We start from the raw sequence: 18,246 nt of genomic DNA, 5'->3' as shown, positions 1-18,246 counted from the left end.
GGCTCAGGCGTGCGGACCGCTCGGCTCCGGAGGAAGCGGCGCCTTCTGGGCCCCATCGGTCGCGCGCAGCTCGTTCCGGTGCTTCAGCAGCGGGTAGGCGCCGACGCCGAGGCTTGCCAGGAGCCCGATGGGGGCGAACAGGATCGCCTGGTAGAGCCCCCAGTGCAGGAGGAAGACCCCGGCGATGTTGATCACGCCGGGCACGACCCCCACCACGAACCCCGCCTTCAAGACCTTGTCCATCTCCTCGGCCAGCTCGAAGAGCTTCGTCAGCTTCTCCAGGCTCTGATCCATCAACACCACCTGCGCCGTGTCGGTCGCCACCGTCGTGGCACCGCGCAAGGAGACCGACACGTTCGCCTTCTTCAGCGCGATGGAGTCGTTGATCCCATCGCCGACGAAGCACACCGCGCGCCCTTCCGCCTGGAGCTGCTCCACGAGGTCCGCCTTGCCCTCCGGCAGCACGTTGGCAAAGTAGCGATCGAGCCCGAGCTGCTCGGCCAGCCGGCGCGTCGGCTCCTCCTGATCGCCGGAGATGATCGACACCTGGAGGCCGCGCGCGTGCAAGGCCCGGATCACCGACGCGGCCTCGGGCCGGATCGTCGGCTGGAGCTCGATCGTGCCCGCGAGCTGCCCGTCCACGGCCACCAGAACCATCGAGTGACCGTGCTGGTGCGACGCTTCCTGACGCGCCTGGACCTCGGGGGGCACCTCGATGCCCTCCAGGCCCATGAAGCGGTCGCTGCCCACCCGCACGAGCTTCTCCCCGATCGTGACCTTGATGCCGTAGCCCAGCTCGTAGTGGGCGTCCTCGATCTGCGGCAGAGAGAGCCCGCGCGCGGCGGCTTCGGCCACGATCGCGCGCGCGATGGGGTGGCTCTGCCGGTGCTCCGCGGCTGCCGCCAGGGTGAGCAGCTCGTTCTCGCCGAGCCCGTTCAGACCGCGGATCGCGGCGACGCTCGGCTCGCCAGTAGTGAGCGTCCCCGTCTTGTCGAACACGACCGTGTCCACGTCGTGGAGCAGCTCCAGCGAGCGCCCGTCCTTCACCAGGATCGCGTTGCGGGACGCGATGTTGAGCAGGTTCAGCATCGCGATCGGCGCCGTGATGCGCACGTTGACGCCGAACGACGAGTTCAGCACCGCCAGCGCGCTCTCCCCGCCGAACACCGCCCAGGCGAGGCCCCCCAGGGCCAGCGTCGGCGGCGCGCACGCATGCGCCAGCATCGTCCCCTTGGACTGGAGGGAGGCCTGGTAGCTGGCCGTCCGGTTCAGCACCTCGCCGATGTTGGCGGCCACCGTGTCCCGGCCCGCCTTGTCCACGCGCACGTGGACCTTGCCCGACAGCACCACCGTCGAGGCGTACACCAGCGAGCCCACGGTCTTCTCGATCGGCTGCGCCTCGCCGGTCAGCATCTGCTGATCGATCGACGCCACGCCTTCGAGCACCTCGCCGTCCACCGGCATGAACTGTCCAGCGCCGACGACGATCACGTCCCCGGGCAGGATCTGGTCGAAGGGGACCTCGATCTCGTCGTCGTCCACCAGTAGCCACACCGAGAGCGGCTGCTTGGAGAAGACCTGGATCAGCCCCTTGTGCGAGCGATCCTGGGTGATCACCAGGAGCTTCTCGCCCAGGTAATAGAGCAGCGCCGAGAGCGTCGCCGGCGCATAGAACCCGCCGAGCCAGATGCCGGTCACGTTGACCGCGCTGAGGACGTGGTAGTTGACCTTCCGCTCCTTCAACGCGCGGACGGCGATCCCGTAGATCGGGAACATGAGGCTGAAGGCGAGGGGAATGGTGACGACCAGGGACGGGGGGAAGACCGTGGTCCCCACGATCACCGCGCCGAGGGTCGCCGTGGAGAACGCGATGCGCCGGTTCAGCCAGCGCTCGCGGGGGCTGATGGTGACCCCCTCCGAGGCCATCTCGTCGAGCTGCTCGCTGCGCGAGCGCCCGAAGAGGGGGTCGAAGCGGTCGCGCATGAACCGCTGGTAGCGCTCGTCGATCTCGGATGCCTTCTGGTGCAAGGTCTCCCGGACCTCGTCCACCGTCTGCCCGGTGGCCTCGACGGTGCGGTCGAGCACGGGGGTCACGTGCTGCTGGTGGAGGAACACCAGGTGGTCGGCAAACCCGTCGAGCTGCTCGATCACCGTTGTCTTGCCGTTCACCGGCGCGGCGCTCCTGCCATTCACGGGCGCTTCGGCTTCGGCGACGGCGACGCTCCCCGCCGCCACCGCGCCCTTTCGGAGCGGCTTCAAGCGCGTGTCGCTGAGGACCACCACCTGGTCGGCGAGCTGGTCCAGCTCGTCGACCGCGGCGCGACCTGCGTCGATCAGGAAACGGAACGAGATCATCGTCAAATCCCAGGCTTGGACCGGTCGCCATCCGTACAGCGCGCCGCCAGCGCAGACCTGCCCCCCGAAGGCGTCTTCTTCACCCGAACGCTCGGCAAAACCCGGTGGAGCGTGGGTGGCTACTCATCGGGAGGAAGGCTAGCAGCGGGCGCGCGACACTGTCCAGTCACAGGGCCCCAGCGTCGAGGTCGAGCCGTCGAGGGCGTGCTTCCTCGAGCACGTCGATGTGCTCGGGGAAGTGCGCCTTCGTGCTGGGGGAAGCACGTCCACGTGCTGGGGGAAGCACGCCTTCGTGCTCGGGGAAGCACGTCCACGTGCTCGGGGAAGCACGCCTTCGTGCTGGGGGAAGCACGTCCACGTGCTGGGGGAAGCACGCCTTCGTGCTGGGGGAAGCACGCCTTCGTGCTCGGGGAAGCACGTCCACGTGCTGGGGGAAGCACGCCTTCGTGCTCGGGGAAGCACGTCCACGTGCTGGGGGAAGCACGTCCACGTGCTGGGGAAGCACGTCCACGTGCTGGGGGAAGCACGACCTCGTGCTGGGGGAAGCACGACCTCGTGTTTGGGGAAGCACGCCTTCGTGCTGGGGGAAGCACGACCTCGTGCTGGGGGAAGCACGACCTCGTGCTGGGGGAAGCACGACCTCGTGCTGGGGGAAGCACGACCTCGTGCTTGGGGAAGCACGACCTCGTGCTGGGGGAAGCACGACCTCGTGCTTGGGGAAGCACGACCTCGTGCTTGGGGAAGCACGACCTCGTGCTGGGGGAAGCACGACCTCGTGCTGGGGGAAGCACGACCTCGTGCTTGGGGAAGCACGACCTCGTGCTGGGGGAAGCACGTCCTCGTGCTTGGGGAAGCACGTCCTCGTGCTTGGGGAAGCACGTCCACGTGCTTGGGGAAGCACGTCCACGTGCTTGGGGAAGCACGACCTCGTGCTGGGGGAAGCACGACCTCGTGCTGGGGGAAGCATGAACAATTGTTTGCCAAACAACCAGATGATGGGCCAACCGCGTTGGCGCAGCGCCCCTGCACGAGGCGGGACCTGGGTTGCTGTCATCCCACCCTCTCTCGCTCAGCCGGACCCATGAAAGCGGTTCGGTTCTGGTGTGCGTCTCAGAGGCGAGACGACAGGGACTGCGAAGCGGCGTCTGCGAGTTTAACGGCCGCACTATATAACGAACACTTTATATAACGCGCTCGTCATGTGCGATTTTGGGCGCTCAGAGGTCCGCGGGCGCCTGAAATCCAGGCTCGATCCGTCCACGCGCATACGGTGAAGGGAGAGCGCGCGCCTGAGCCTCCAGGCTGTCGCTCTCATGCATCGTCGAGAAGGCATGCGCCGTCGAGATGGGGAAGGAGTGAGGGCCGAACTCGTGGCGTCGCACAGAGGCCCTCCGTCACCATCCGTCCCTGGTTCGTGTCTGCGCTTCAGCCGCAGGTGCCGTCGCGGGACGTGTCCCGGCGGCAGTCCGACGGATCCATCGGGTGATCCTTCTGGCATGCCTCCGCGCAGCTGAAATCGCCGCCGAAGCCACACTTCGACATGCACGCCATGAAATTGCCCGAGCACTTGTTCACGGCGGCGACCGAGGGGCACTCGTAGAAGGCCTTGTTGATGCAGCACGAGGCCGAGCTGGACCCGGAGCTGGAGCCGGAGCTGGACCCGCCCCCCGCATTTCCCGCTCTGGCTCCAGAAGAGCTTTGCGCTCCTCCCACGGTCGGCATGCTCGGCATCGTCGGCATGCTCGGCATGCTCGGCATCCCGGAGCCGCCGGATGCACCACCGCTCACGCTCACGCCAGAGTTCAGCGCCGAGGACAGCGCTCCGAGGAACCCGCCCCCCTTGTCTTCGGAGGGGGCCGGCTTGTTCTGCGCCGCGCGCGCGTCCTCTGCCTTCTTCGCGTCCGCCTTGGCCTGCTCCGAGGCCATGGCCTTGGCGTTCGCTTCCTCGAAGATCTCCTGGCCGAGCTTCATGCCGGCGTCGTTCAGCTCCGCACGCTTGGCTTCGGGGAGCTTCTTCGAGACGTCGACCGCCAGCACGACCTTGGTGCCCTTCACCTTGAAGTGGATGGTCACGTCGGCGTTCTGGGAAAACTTGCACCACTCCCGCGCGCGACAGGAGGGCGTGTAGCCACGCTGGATCAGGATGTTCTCGATCGGAGCGATGGTGAAGGCACCGTCCTCGCCCCCATAAGCAAGGGGGCGAGTCTCCCGGACGGTGCTGCACGAAACGGTGAAGAGCAACGCTGCTGCTGCCACGAAAGAAAGGGATTTGGAGCGCATGGTCCTTTGACGGGTCGCTTGAGGTTGAATGGGTGCGCAGGGAACGCGCGCGGGATCGATCCGACTTCGATGCGAGGGCGCGCGACTCCCCGATTGAACACTAGCCAAAGTTCTCGCCGCATACACGAGGGAGCCGCGTCCCAGCACGCTCTCCACGCGGCGTGAGCGCGGCCACTGCGTGGCGCCGGGTTCGTGTGGTAGCGGTGAGGCGTGGGTCGGCCTCTCCTCATCACGGGTTCCGAAGGACTGATCGGCCGCGCGCTGGGGCAGTCGCTCGTCGCGTCTGGCTTCGAGATCCGCGGGCTCGACCTCCGGGCGAGAGCAGGAATCGGACAGGGCGATGTCCGCGTGCTGGAGACCGTCCGGGAACGGATGAGGGACTGCGTGGGGGTCGTGCATCTCGCCGCCGTGTCGCGGGTGATCTGGGGCGAGCAGGATCCGCAGGGGTGCTGGGAGACGAACGTGGGTGGCACGGGGAACGTGCTCACCGCCGCCCTCGGGGCCCAGCATCGACCCTGGGTGCTGTTCGCGAGCAGCCGAGAAGTCTACGGGCAACCCCGCGACGTGCCGGTCTCCGAGGACGCACCGCTCGCCCCGTTGAACGTCTACGGCCGCTCGAAGGTCATGGGGGAGCGCCTGCTCGAGGAGGTCAGGGAAGCCGGACTGCGCACGGCCGTGGTCCGCCTCTCCAACGTCTACGGGAGCCCCGAAGATCACCCCGATCGGGTCGTCCCGGCGTTCGCACGCGCGGCGCTCCTCCGTGGGCAACTGCGCGTGGACGGCGCCGGCAACACGTTCGACTTCACGCATCTGAGCGATACGGTGCGCGGGCTCGTGGGCCTCGTCGCGGCGCTGGAGGGGGGAGAGGGCAAGCTCCCGCCGGTGCACCTGGTCACGGGCATCCCCACGACGCTCGGCGCGCTGGCCAGGCTCGCCGTGACCCTCGCCGGGACGGGGGCCGAGGTGGTCGAGGCGGCGCCCCGCGACTTCGACGTATCGCACTTTCACGGCTCCCCGCAGCGAGCGAAGGAGATCCTCGGCTGGGAAGCCCAGGTGTCGATCGAGGCGGGGCTGGCGAAGCTCATCGAAGCCTTCAGAGGACCATGCCGGCAGCTCGGCACCATGCACCATGGACGCAGAGGATGAACCTCGCGCCCGGCATGGTTCGAACCGGCCTGTCGTTGGAGAGCGTGCAGGACGCGCCGAACACGCACAAGCCCCTGGCGGGATCGGTCGGATCCGAGGCAGCTTCGGATCCCTCCGCGCCACGGTGAACCCGTCCAGCGATGCGGACGGCGTGGGGCCGCCGGGTTACGCGCTGCGCCAGGCGCGACGAGGAGGCCACCGAGCGCGGACCGGCGACGCACGACCAGGAGGTGCGTCCCGCCCCGGTGAATGAACGGGCGGTGGCGCGCACCAGAGGTCCGGGAGCGTGCACAGCGCCCTGGTGGCGAGTCACCGCGTGCCGTGGAGGTCAGCATGATGGGTCGGCGTTGCAGGCCAGGCAGTGACGGGGCGGACGGAGGGTACGATCGCTCGGTCACGCCACGGATCGCCCCGTATGCGCGGCTGATGCTCGGAGCGCTGCTCGCGCTGGGTGGGTGCGGCACGTCCGAGCCGCAGCGCGAGCCGTCCGAACGAGGCTCGGATCGAGGACCTGATCGAGGCGCCGATCTGCGGGCACGGTTCCCGGAGCACGCACCGCGCATCCTGGACGCTGCCGCCGCGTTCAGTGTGTCGCCGGAAGGGTTCGTGACCTGGAACGCGCCCTTGGCGGTGACCACCGGGCGTGACGCGGCGGGGGAGGTGCCAGGGATCGAGGGGATGGCGGACGGCGCGAGAGAAGGGCTACGGGTGACGTTACCCGGGCGTGGAGAAGGGGCGCTTCGCTTCACGCTGCCAGCCTTCGAGGCGAAGGTCCGCGAGGTCGGAGCGACGGGAGAGGGCGCACTCGTGGGCAGCGCCGTGGTGTACCCGCGCGAAGGGGGCGCGTCGTTCTGGGCCGTGACGGCAGGAGGCGTCGAGGAGTGGCTGCTCTTCGAGCAAGGGGTGAAGGAAGGGACCCCGGCGGCGGTCTGGGAGGTGGAGGGGGCCTCGCTGCGGCAGCGTGGCGCAGGGATCGAGGTGCTGGACGCGCTCGGAGCACCTCGGCTGAGGGTGGATGCGCCCGAAGCGGTGGCCGTGGGAGGGCGGCCGGTCGACGTGCGGCTCGCGGCGCGCGGGGAGCGCATCGAGCTGTTCGTGCGCGGCGCGGCCGGGGTGCCGGTGCTGGTCGATCCGAGCTGGGTCGTCGTCGGGGCGATGGACCAGGCGCGAGCCTTCCACACGGCCACGGAGCTCCCGGACGGGCGGGTGCTCGTCGCCGGCGGAGAGCAGCAGACGATCCAGAATGGCCATCCGAATTCCGAGTTCACGGAGGACCGGACGGCAGGCCTGTCGACGGTGCGCTTCTTCCATCCCGAGGACCAGGGGTGGTCGGCTGCGCCTTCGATGAGCACGCAGCGCACCCGGCATACCGCCACCTTGCTCCTGGATGGTCGGGTGCTCGTGGTGGGTGGGCGGAGCGGTGACCGCTTCTATGCCTCGGCGGAGATCTACGATCCGGCCACGAATGCCTGGAAGGTCGTTGCCCCCATGGCGTCGACGAGACGTCACCACTCCGCCACCTTGCTCCAGGATGGACGGGTGCTCGTGGCGGGGGGGTCGAACTGGCTCAACAGACCCCTCAACACGAGCAGCCAGGTCTACGATCCGTCGACCGACACCTGGAGCCCCGAGACCGCTGCGAACACGTATCGACACGCTCACACGGCGACGCGGCTCGCGGACGGGAAGGTCCTGGTCGTCGGGGGATACGTCGGCGTCTTCGCCGCCTCCGCCGAGGTCTACGACCCTGCGGGCGACACCTGGACGGTCGTCAGCAGGCCGCAGCGTTCTCACGAAGGGGGCCACTCCGCAACGCTGCTTCCCGATGGTCGGGTGCTCGTGGTGGGCGGCGACCGTTACTGGGACCCGAGCTGGAGCGAGGCGGAGATCTACGATCCGGTCGCGGGGACCTGGACCGATGCCCCTGGCTCCGTCGGTTCCTGGAACCTCGCTTCAGGCTTCACCACGTACGGCATCCGCGGCCGCCCTGCGGTGACCTTGCCCGGCGGGAAGCTCCTGCTGACCGGCGGGCAAGAGTACGTCTTCAGGAACTGCGGCACGGCGTCGTGCGAAAAAACCACCTTCTACGACAGGCTGAGCCGGACCGAGGTCTTCGATCCGGCGACCCTGGGGTGGTCGCTCGGTCCGGCGATGAGCGCGCCGCACGGCATGCACACCGCCACCTTGCTCGCGAGCGGGAAGGTGCTCGTGACGGGAGGCTACTCGAGCGCGCCGAACCTGCGGCTCATCCCCTCCAACCGGGTCGAGCTCCTGGCGCTCGTCGATCCGGGTACGCCCTGCGCGGCGGCGAGTGATTGCGCGGGCGCCGCCTGTGTGGATGGGGTCTGCTGCGACACGACCTGTGCCGGGCCCTGCGAGGCGTGCTCGGTCGCAGCAGGGGCCATGATCGATGGGGTGTGCGCGCCGATCTCCGGCCCCCCTTGCGACGATGGGAACGGCTGCACGCAGGCCGACACGTGCGACGCGGGGGCGTGCGTGGGGGCGCCCGTGGCCGACGGGGTGGCCTGCGACGATGGGACGAGCTGCACGGCGGGCGACGTGTGCGCAGGCGGGGTGTGCACGGGGGCGCCCGTCCTGGAGGGGACGCCCTGCGACGATGGCGATGCGTGTACGCAGGTGGACACCTGCTCGGGGGGCGCGTGCGTGGGCGGCGCGCCGGTGGTCTGCACGTCGACCGGAGACTGCGACGTCGCGCGGTGCCACCCTGCGACCGGGCTTTGCATGCATGTGCCCGCCGCGGGAGGGACGCCGTGTGACGATGGCGTCCTCTGCACCCACACGGACGAGTGCCAGGGAGGGGTCTGCGCGGGGACGGCGGTGACCTGCACACCGTCCAGCACCTGCCAGATCGCGACCTGCGATCCGGGCACGGGGGGCTGCGTCGAGGCGCCGAGGGACGACGGCGAGAGCTGCAACGACGGCGACGGCTGCACGCTGGTCGACACCTGCCTCGACGGGGTGTGCGGCGGCGGGGAGCCGAAGGTCTGTCCGGTGGCGAGGAGCTGTCTCGTCGCGCCCTGCATCTCGCCGAGCGGGGGGTGCGCGCAGCCGGTTTTCCGCCCTGACGGGTCGCCCTGTCCCGACCCGACGTCGAGCCGGTGGGTGCCCGTCGCGCCGATGGCCGAGGGCCGCGTGTACCACACGGCGACGGAGCTTCTGGATGGGACGGTGCTGGTCGTGGGCGCTGGCTTCCCGGTGAGCGAGACCGTGTGGACCGGCGCGACGTACCTGGCGTCGGCAGAGCGGTACGATCCCGTGACCGACACGTGGTCGTCGGCCGGGACCCTGACGACGGCACGAGGGCTCCACACGGCCACGCGGTTGCCCGACGGGACGGTGCTGGTGGCCGGGGGCCGGGGCGCCTCGCAGACGGCGACGGCAGAGCGGTACGATCCGGGGAGCAACACCTGGAGCGTCGTCACGTCCATGAACGTGGCGCGCGGCCAGCACGCCGCCACGCTGCTGCCGAACGAGAAGGTGTTCGTCGTCGGAGGGAAGCCGCACACGAGCCATCTGGAGCTGTTCGATCCGGTGACGGGCACCTGGGCGCTCGCCTCATCGAATCACTTCGATGTCGGATGCCTCGCCGTCCCGCTGCTGGATGGCCGGGTCCTGGTGGTCAACGCGGCGCGCGCCCCGTACGACATCTACGACCCGGTCGCGGACACGTGGGCTCAGACCGGCATGGCGCGCATCCTCCCCAAGCCCACCGCGACACGGCTCCCGAGCGGCAAGGTCCTCGTTCTGGGCAGCGATCTCATCACCAATGGGGGCAGGGAGGGCTGGCTGCTCAATCCGGTGACGAAAGGCTTCAACGAGACGTCTTCGATGCTCGGGCTGCGCTCCGAACACGGGGCTGCACTGCTGCAGGACGGGACGGTGCTGGTGATGGGCGGGCGAGGGGCCAATCTGACCCTCTCGAGGATCACCGAGCGCTACGATGAAGCGAGCAACAAGTGGCGTCCGGACGCGCCCCTGGAGAAAGGGGTCTACCGCCACACGACGACGCGACTCGCCGATGGGCGGGTGCTGATCGTCGGCGGCTGTACGTCGTCGTGCGGCACGAACGAGGCGTGGATCTACGAGCCGGGCAGCGTGTTCGCCGGGGAAGGGGTGTGCAGCCAGAGCGTCTGCGTCGCTGGGGGCGGGTCTGGATCGGGGGGGAGCGGTGGTTCGGGGGGCAGTGGTGGTGGTGAAGGCGTCGGGGGAAGCCATGGGGTCGGCGCAGGTGGCGGGGCTGGTGGAAGCGGTGGTCCGGGTGGCGCCGGTGGCCATGGTGCGGACGGGGGAGGCAGTGGCGCGACGGGGGGTGGAGCTGGAGCTGGGACAGGAGGAACTGCCGCGGGTGGCGGAGCTGGTGGTGACGTGAGCACGAGTGGAACCGGTGGCGCGACCACCAGCAGCAGCACGAGTGGCGTCGGTGGTGCGACCACCAGCAGCACGAGTGGCGTCGGTGGTGCGACCACCAGCAGCACGAGTGGCGTCGGTGGTGCGACCACCAGCAGCACGAGTGGCGTCGGTGGCGCGACCAGCAGCAGCGGCACGAGTGGCGTCGGCGGCGCGACCAGCAGCAGCGGCGCGACCACCACGGGGACAGGGGGTCAGGGGACCGACGAGGAAGACGCTGCCGTCTCACCGGAGGGGGGACACACGATCATCCGGTTCTGCGGTGTCGGTCGTTCTTCCGGGATCGCAGGCATCTGGCCCTGGTGTGTGCTCGCAGGGCTGCTGACCCTCCGTCGGAGGCATCGCACCGAGAGGAGCCAGCTCCGGATGGCGCCACGACGTCGATCCATCAGGTCGCGCCAACGCACCCCGTCGATCCGCACGCCGGGTGTTCAGGAAGCGACCTCGGCGCGCTCCGGGCGCAGCGTTTCCCGACGTTTCATGGGACCATTGGCTGGCGCGGCGACGCGAACGGACGGCACGGGCTGAACGGACGGGGGAGGGAACCCTCCGAGAGGGAGCGTGCGCAGGTGCAGCGGGAGCGCGCAGAAGCGCGCCGTGGAGGGCAGCATGTTCGGACGAGGTTCCAGATCTGGCGGCCAGAGGTCGGACGGAGGTGGGGGTCGCTCGGTCCCGGCGTGGCTCTTCCCATGGGCGCTCCTGTCGCTCGGGGCGCTGCTCGTGCTGGGTGGCTGTGGCACTGCTGGCCGGTCCTCCGAGCCGTCGGAGCGATGGCCGGATCGAGGGGCCGAGCTGCGGGCGCGGTTCCCGGAGCAAGCGCCGCGCGTCCTCGATGGGGCCATCGCGTTCGCGGCGACGCCGGAGGGGTTCGTGGCGGGGGGCGCGTCCCGCACAGGGCCCACGGCGGGTGAGGCGAACGGCGAGGTGATCGCCCGCGAGGCGATGGCGGGCAGGGCGGAGGGCCGGCTGCAGGTGACCTTGCCCGGGCGGGGGGAAGGCGCGCTTCGCTTCACGCTGCCGGGATTCGATGCGCAGGTCCGTGAGGGCGGCGCGGCGGGAGACGGCGCGCTCGTGGGCGGCGCCGTGGTGTACCCGCGCGAGGGGGGCGCTTCGTTCTGGGCCGTGACGGCAGGCGGTGTCGAGGAGTGGCTGCTCTTCGAGCACGGGGTGTCGGAAGGGCGCCCGGCAGCCGTCTGGGAGGTGGACGGGGCCGAGCTGCGGCAGCGCGGTGCAGGGGTCGAGGTGCTGGATGCGCTCGGGGTGCCGCGGCTGCGGGTGGACGCGCCCGAGGCGGTGGCGGTGGGTGGGCGGCCGGTCGAGGTGCGGCTCGCGGCACGCGGAGAGCGCATCGAGCTGTTCGTGCGCGGCGCGGTCGGGGTGCCAGTGCTGGTCGATCCGAGCTGGGTCGTCGTCGGGGCGATGGACGAAGCGCTGAGCTACCACACGGCCACGGAGCTCCCGGACGGGCGGGTGCTCGTCGCCGGTGGGGAGCGGACGATCGTGTCCGACTGGCAGGTGGACGCGGAGTCGTCGCTCGTGGCGCCGGGCCTGTCGACGGCGCGCTTCTTCCATCCCACGGATCACACCTGGTCGACGGCGCCCGCGATGGGCACGCAGCGCACCCGGCACACCGCGGTGCGGCTCCTGGACGGGCGGGTGCTCGTCGTCGGGGGGCGGAACGGTGCCAGCCTCTTCGCCTCGGCGGAGGTCTACGATCCGGCCACGAACGCCTGGGCGGTCGCGGCGCCGATGGCGCGGGGGCGGCGACAGCACACGGCCACCGTGCTCCTGGATGGTCGGGTGCTCGTCGTGGGCGGCGACACCACGAGCGGCTCGCCCACCGTGTCGATGAGCCAGATCTACGATCCGACGACCGACACCTGGAGTCCGGAGGTCGCCACGCACACCCGCCGGGGCGCGCACTCGGCGACGCGGCTCGCGGACGGGAGGGTCCTGATCGTCGGGGGGCAGCTCTCCGTCTCTCAGGCCGCCGCCGAGCGGTACGATCCGGGGAGCGACACCTGGGCGATCGTCAGCCCGCCGCAGCGACCCCACACCCAGGATCATGCGGCCGCGCTGCTCCCCGACGGGCGGGTGCTCGTGGTGGGCAGCGTCTGGATCGGCGCCGCGAACGAGGCGGAGATCTACAGCCCGAGCACGGGGCTCTGGGCCAGCGCGCCTGGCGTCGTCGGCTCCTGGAACCTCTTGCCGTACAACACCTACGGCATCCGTGGCCGCCGCGCGGTGACGCTGCCCGATGGGAGGATCCTGCTGAGCGGCGGGCACGAGTACGTCTCCAAGCCCTGCGGCACGGCGTCCTGCCAGCCAGAGCGCTTCTACGACATGCTGCGCCGGACCGAGATCTTCGACCCGGTGACCGGCGGGTGGTCGCTCGGTCCGGTGCTGAACGCGCCGCACAGCATGCACACCGCCACCCTGCTCGCGAGCGGGAAGGTGCTCGTGACGGGCGGCTACGCGAGCGCGCCGGCCATGCAGCTGACCCCGTCCAGCCAGGCCGAGGTCATGACGCTCGTGGATCCTGGGACGCCGTGCGCATCGTCGGGCGACTGCGCCGGAGCGGCCTGCGTGGACGGGGTCTGCTGTGACACGGTCTGCGAGGGTCCCTGCGAGGCGTGCTCGGTCGCGGCGGGAGCGGCGGTGAACGGGGTGTGCGCGCCCATCTCGGGGCCGAGCTGCGACGATGGCAACGGCTGCACGGAGGCCGACACCTGCGACGCAGGCGCGTGTGTGGGGATGCCCGTGGCCGACGGCGCGAGCTGCGACGATGGGACGGGCTGCACCGTGGCCGACGTGTGCGCGGGCGGGGTGTGCACGGGAGCGCCCGTGGGGGATGGCACGCCCTGCGACGATGGCGACGCGTGCACGCAGGTGGACACCTGCACGGGCGGCGCATGCGTGGGCGGCACCCCGGTGACCTGCACGCCGGCCAGCGGGTGCGATCTCGCGCAGTGCAATCCGACGACGGGGCTCTGCGTCCACGCGCCCCTGGGGGGCGGGACGGCCTGCGACGATGGCTCCCTCTGCACGCACACGGACCGGTGCCTGGGCGGTGTCTGCACGGGAACGGCGGTGCCCTGCACGCCGTCCAGCACCTGCCAGATCGCGGCCTGCAATCCGGCCACCGGGAGCTGCTCCGAGACACCGAAGGACGACGGGGCGAGCTGCAGCGACGGGAATGCCTGCACGCTGTCCGACATCTGCCTGGACGGGCAGTGCAGCGGCGCGGATCCCAAGGTCTGCCCGGTCGAGCGGAGCTGCCTCGTCGCGTCGTGCACGCCAGGGAACGGCGTGTGCCAGGCGGCCGTGAGTCGCCCGGACGGGACACCTTGCGCCGATCCCACCTCGAGCGGCTGGCTACCCGCCGCGTCGCTCTCCGAGGGGCGCGTGTACCACACGGCCACGGAGCTGCTGGACGGGACGGTGCTCGTCGTGGGCGCAGGCTTCCCGGTGAACGGGAGCTGGTCCGGCGCGAGCTACCTGGCCTCGGCGGAGCGGTACGATCCGGTGACCGACACGTGGTCGTCGGCCGGCGCGCTGACGACGGCGCGTGGTCTCCACACGGCGACGCGGCTGCCCGACGGGACGGTGCTGGTCACCGGGGGTCTGGGTCAGGCACAGACGGCGACCGCGGAGCGGTACGATCCGGTGAGCAACACCTGGAGCGTCGTCCCGTCGATGAGCGTGGCGCGCAGCCGTCATGCGGCCACGTTGCTTTCGAGCGGCGAGGTGCTGGTCGCCGGAGGGACGCCGAGCACGACCGTGGTGGAGCGCTACGATCCGACCACCAACGCCTGGACGATCGGGACACCGAAGCTCCGCGCGGACGGGATCCTGGCGGTCCCCTTGCTGGACGGGCGGGTGCTGGTGCTCGGGGCGAGCGTGAGCAACCACGAGGCCTACGATCCGGTCACCGCCACCTGGCAGGTGGTGGGCAGCACCGACGTTGCGCGCAGCAACCCCACGGCGACGCGGCTTCCCAGCGGGAAGGTGCTGGTCCTGGGCGGGGGGACGTCGACGACCACGCGCCGCAGGGCGGAGGTGTTCGATCCGGCCACGAACACGTTCACCATCACGACGCCGCTGAGCACCCAGCGCTCGGGGCAAGGCGCCGCGCTGCTCGCGGACGGGACGGTCCTGGTGATGGGCAGCGAGGGGTTCGACACGGCGCCGCCCGTGGCCGTCGAGCGGTACGACGAGACGAGCACCACGTGGCCCATGGATCCGCCGCTGGTGCGAGGGGTGTACCTCCACAGCACGACGCGGCTCGCGGATGGGCGTGTGCTGATCGCGGGGGGGTGCACGTCGTCGTCCGCTGCGTCGTGCGGCACGAACGAGGCGTGGATCTACGTGCCCGGTGGCGTGTTCGCGGGCGAAGGGGTGTGCAGCGAGAGCGTCTGTGTCGCCGTGGGAGGACCAGGCGCGGGGAGTGGTGGGGCCGGGGGCGTGAGCCAGGGCGTCGGTGGCAGCGGCGGCGCCAGCGGCAGTGGTGGGGCCGGGGGCAGTGGAGGTGCGGGAGCCAGCGGTGGGGCCGGGGGCAACGGTGGCGCTGGAGGCGATGGGGGGGCGGGGGCGGCCAGTCAGGGGGCGGGCGGCAGCGGGAGCGTCAGCGGCAGTGGCGGGGCTGGAGCCAGCGGCGCGGGTGGCGCTTCGAGCAGCAGCACCAGCGGCGCGGGCGGCGCTTCGAGCAGCAGCACCAGTGGTGCGGGTGGTGCTTCCAGCTCGGGGGCAGGGGGGCAGGGACCTGACGAGGATGGCCCCGGCTCCCCCTCTTCGCCGAGTGGGCACACGATCATTCAGTTCTGCGAGATCAGCTGGTCGTCCGAGATGCCAACCACCTGGCCATGGTGCTTGCTCGCGGGTCTGCTGACCTTGCGACGAGGGCGCCGACGAACCGTTCAGCCCCCGAACGGAGCGACGACGGACGTGGAACTGAACCTCCCCGGTTCACCACCGCCCATCGTCTCCCTGCGCCGGGGGGCGCATCTCACTGACAGACCTTGCCTCGCCCCCGAAGCAGCTCTTCACAGCGCCCCTTCGGGCAGTCGTCATGCTTGTCGCACGACTTGCGACACACCGGCTTCACGGCCTTGAAGGCATCGCCGACGCACTCGTGACCGGGCTTGCAATCCGACTTCCGTTCGCAGACCTCGCCCTGTCCTCCAGCCGACATGCGCATGGCGTAGATGACCCAGATGAACCCCACGAGGAGGAGGACGAGGGGAATGCCGCACCCGATCAGCGCGCGCCGGTTCCCCGCGGCTTCTTCCTCCGGGGTTCTGTTCGGCCTTGGATCAGGCTTCGTCCCGCTCATGAGTCCGCTTGTATACACAACCACTCCGCGCCCGATCCAGCGCTCTCGGCGTACGTGGACGTGCGGCTCGCGTCCGGATCGAATCGAAGGAGCGACGATGGCGCGCGACGCGCCCGGAGCACCACGGTGTTCGACGCCAGCACGCAGTGGATGCTGACGGTGTCGCTCTACGCCGTCAGCGCACCTCGTCTGCCGCGGCGCATCACCATAGGACGTGCTTTGCTCCCGTGCGATACTGCACGGTGGAGGTGACGAATCCATGTCATACCGTGTCGATAATGCGGAGAAGTACGAGGGCAAGGTCGTCGATAACGGCGAGTGTGTCCGGTTCGTGCAGACACTTGCCAGGATGCCCTCGACCACCAGCTGGCGCGCTGGCGAGCATGTGCAGGGGGCTGCGTACATTCCCGCGGGCACCGTGATCGCCACGTTCGTCGACGGTCACTATCCGACCGATCGCAACGGCAAGCACGCGGCGGTTTACATCCGGCACGACAACTTCGGCATCGAGGTCTGGGACCAGTGGCGCGGGCAGCCTGTCCAGAGGCGGACCATCCGGTATCAGGAGGGGGACCCGTACCGCAGCAACGACGGCGACACCTTCTACGTGGTGGAGTGAACCCGTCCGAGAGGACGGTCTTCGACGTCACACCGCCTCTGCTTCACCCTCCTCTTCGACACCTCTCTTCGACACACGTCGACGTGCGATCCTCGGCGGATCGTGCTCCGCTCCGTCCCCTGAGGGGGCGGGGCCGGCCGTCGCGTGGACGTTCACCGAGCCCGGTAACGGTCAGCGCTCCCCGACGTCGACGCGCAGGAGCGTGATGCGATCGCCGCTCGGGTAAGCCTCTGCGTCTCCAGGGTCGACGCTGGAGATGTGCTCGCCCCCCAGGAGCTCCTCTGTGCTGGGCACCTCGAAGCGGGACTCGATGAAGTCGAACATGGGCCCCGTCACCTCGAAGGCGAAGACCTTCGGATCGCGCTCTTCGTTGCGGCGGAGGACGCGCGCACGCCGCTCCTCGGTGGGCACGTCGAGGTAGTGGACGACGGCCCTGGCCCCCTGCGCGACGGCGAGGCGGCGGTGCTGCTCGCGGTGGTCCCGGGTGGTGAACCCCAGATCGAGCACGACGTCCGTGCCGAGTGCGAGGAGCTGGTCGGCCACTTGCCAGATCTGCGCCTCGCAGCGGGCGATGCGCTCCAGCATCCATTCGAGCCGGAACTCGGTGAGATCGGGGTGGAAGAGGGTCGTCATCCAGGGGTCGATGGAGAAACGTACCGCGCGCTGCCGCGCCGCCAGGGCGATGGAGTACGTGGTCTTGCCGGCGCCGGTCGACCCACAGACGATGAACACGGTGGCCATGAGCTTCTCCTCGATGCGCGGGGCACCATGCGCCCGTCTCGCGACGATGGCCATCTCTCTCCATGTCACGAGGGCTCCTTTCGCCCGACGGACGGCGGCGATGGCTCCCGAGCGTGTGCGCCTCGAGACATCCTGCCGAGCAGCGCTGGCGCGGTCTCTCCCGCGAGACGGTGTCGAACGCTTCGTGGCCAGGGCCGCGGCTCAGGCCGCTGCGGTGCGCTGACGAGCGCGGTACAGTGAGCGGTGATGGCGCCAGGAGCGGAGCTGGAGGGGTCGGCGTCGGGTCTCCTGGCGGCGCTGGACGACCAGGGCGCCAGGCTGGTCCGGCGCGCGACGTACGCTTCGGTGGCGACCGCAGCGTCGCTCGCGCTCCTCAAGCTGCTGGCCTTCTGGCTGACGGGCTCGGTCAGCCTGCTCTCCAGCATGGTCGACTCGACGCTCGACGCGATCGCCTCGCTGTTCATGCTGCTGGCCGTGCGGCAAGCGCAGTCGCCCCCCGACGCCGAGCACCGCTTCGGTCACGGCAAGGCGGAGCCGCTGGCGGCCCTGGCGCAGGCGGTCTTCATCGCCGGGTCGGCGCTCTTCATCGTGGTTCAGGCGATCCAGAGGATCTCTGCGCCGGAGCCCCTGGCCCACCCGTGGATCGGTGTGGCGGTCATGGTGCTGTCGATGGGGGCGACCTTCGGGCTCATCCGCTACCAGGCATGGGTCCTCTCGAAGGGCCGCTCGCTGGCGGTGAAGGCCGACTCCGTGCACTACGCGAGCGATCTCCTGGTGAACGGCGGCGTGCTGCTCGCCTTGGGCCTGAGCCACGGGCTGGGCTGGGCGCTGGCCGATCCCATGATCGCCATCGCCATCGCCCTGTACGTGGGGCGTACGGCCTGGCGTCTGATCGTCGACGCCGTCGACATGCTGATGGACCGGGAGCTGCCGGAGGCCGAGCGTCAGCGCATCATCGCGCTGGTGGGCGAGGAGCAGGAGGTGAAGGGGTTCCACGACCTGCGCACGCGCGTGGCGGGCCCGCAGGTCTTCATCCAGCTTCACGTGGAATTCGACGGCACCCTGTCGCTCGGGGCGGCTCACGCGATCACCGATCGGCTGGAGAAGCGGCTCTCGGCAGCGTTCGGGGGCGCGGAGGTGCTGATCCACCAGGATCTGTACGGCGGCGGCGTCGGCACGTCGCCGTGAGGAGCGGGAAAGGATCGGCGTCGTACCTCCCTCCCGGGCCAGGGAGGCTCCGTGCGTTCCCTGGTCGGGACCACCGCGGTCGATCTCCCTGCCCGATGCCATGGAAACCCGGCATGCTCGGGTCGTCAGGATGAGCCACGACGATTCGCCTACGCCC

At 70.2% G+C, this 18,246-nt stretch carries 8 protein-coding genes; 5 read left to right on the top strand and 3 right to left on the bottom strand.

The genetic code is table 11. The features are described 5' to 3' along the window. Positions 1-3 precede the first annotated feature (3 nt). Together CMC5_RS23390 and CMC5_RS23380 are read right to left on the bottom strand one after the other, a co-directional pair. Complete coding sequence (locus tag CMC5_RS23390) at positions 4-2,355, bottom strand: heavy metal translocating P-type ATPase (RefSeq protein WP_050432498.1); 2,352 nt, start codon at positions 2,353-2,355, stop codon at positions 4-6. 1,425 nt (positions 2,356-3,780) lie between these two features. Continuing rightward, positions 3,781-4,635, bottom strand: a complete 855-nt coding sequence (locus CMC5_RS23380; protein WP_156338819.1) for a hypothetical protein — start codon at positions 4,633-4,635, stop codon at positions 3,781-3,783. A gap of 210 nt (positions 4,636-4,845) precedes the next feature. Between CMC5_RS23380 and CMC5_RS23375 the strand changes: the two genes are divergently transcribed. From CMC5_RS23375 to CMC5_RS23360, 4 genes are all read left to right on the top strand, one after another. Next, positions 4,846-5,781, top strand: coding sequence for an NAD-dependent epimerase/dehydratase family protein (locus CMC5_RS23375; RefSeq protein WP_050432495.1), 936 nt, complete (start codon positions 4,846-4,848; stop codon positions 5,779-5,781). 333 nt (positions 5,782-6,114) lie between these two features. Continuing rightward, positions 6,115-10,737, top strand: coding sequence for a Kelch repeat-containing protein (locus CMC5_RS23370; protein WP_169796631.1), 4,623 nt, complete (start codon positions 6,115-6,117; stop codon positions 10,735-10,737). Between the two features lie 81 nt (positions 10,738-10,818). Further along, entirely contained in the window at positions 10,819-15,321 is a 4,503-nt protein-coding gene (locus CMC5_RS23365; RefSeq protein ID WP_050432493.1) for a Kelch repeat-containing protein, read from the top strand. Between the two features lie 479 nt (positions 15,322-15,800). Then, positions 15,801-16,160, top strand: coding sequence for a BPSL0067 family protein (locus tag CMC5_RS23360; protein WP_050432492.1), 360 nt, complete (start codon positions 15,801-15,803; stop codon positions 16,158-16,160). 171 nt (positions 16,161-16,331) lie between these two features. Here CMC5_RS23360 and CMC5_RS23355 read toward each other — a convergent pair whose 3' ends face one another. Continuing rightward, positions 16,332-16,970, bottom strand: coding sequence for a P-loop nucleotide/nucleoside kinase family protein (locus tag CMC5_RS23355; protein ID WP_218920047.1), 639 nt, complete (start codon positions 16,968-16,970; stop codon positions 16,332-16,334). 177 nt (positions 16,971-17,147) lie between these two features. Here CMC5_RS23355 and CMC5_RS23350 point away from each other — a divergent pair, with 177 nt between their 5' ends. After that, a complete protein-coding gene (locus CMC5_RS23350; RefSeq protein WP_218920045.1) occupies positions 17,148-18,089 on the top strand; it encodes a cation diffusion facilitator family transporter in 942 nt (313 codons plus the stop codon). Positions 18,090-18,246: the final 157 nt, after the last annotated feature.

The sequence above is a fragment of the Chondromyces crocatus genome, assembly GCF_001189295.1.
In the GTDB taxonomy this organism is placed as follows: Bacteria; Myxococcota_A; Polyangia; order Polyangiales; family Polyangiaceae; genus Chondromyces; species Chondromyces crocatus.
Note: the sequence above shows the minus strand (reverse complement) of the source record. Positions and strands in the feature narration are given on the sequence as shown.

Coding starts and splice junctions, on each gene's coding strand:
- CMC5_RS23390 (WP_050432498.1), bottom strand. CDS start 2,355: ATGATCTCGTTCCGTTTCCTGATCGACGCAGGTCGCGCCGCGGTCGAC.
- CMC5_RS23350 (WP_218920045.1), top strand. CDS start 17,148: ATGGCGCCAGGAGCGGAGCTGGAGGGGTCGGCGTCGGGTCTCCTGGCG.
- CMC5_RS23365 (WP_050432493.1), top strand. CDS start 10,819: ATGTTCGGACGAGGTTCCAGATCTGGCGGCCAGAGGTCGGACGGAGGT.
- CMC5_RS23380 (WP_156338819.1), bottom strand. CDS start 4,635: ATGCGCTCCAAATCCCTTTCTTTCGTGGCAGCAGCAGCGTTGCTCTTC.
- CMC5_RS23360 (WP_050432492.1), top strand. CDS start 15,801: ATGTCATACCGTGTCGATAATGCGGAGAAGTACGAGGGCAAGGTCGTC.
- CMC5_RS23370 (WP_169796631.1), top strand. CDS start 6,115: ATGATGGGTCGGCGTTGCAGGCCAGGCAGTGACGGGGCGGACGGAGGG.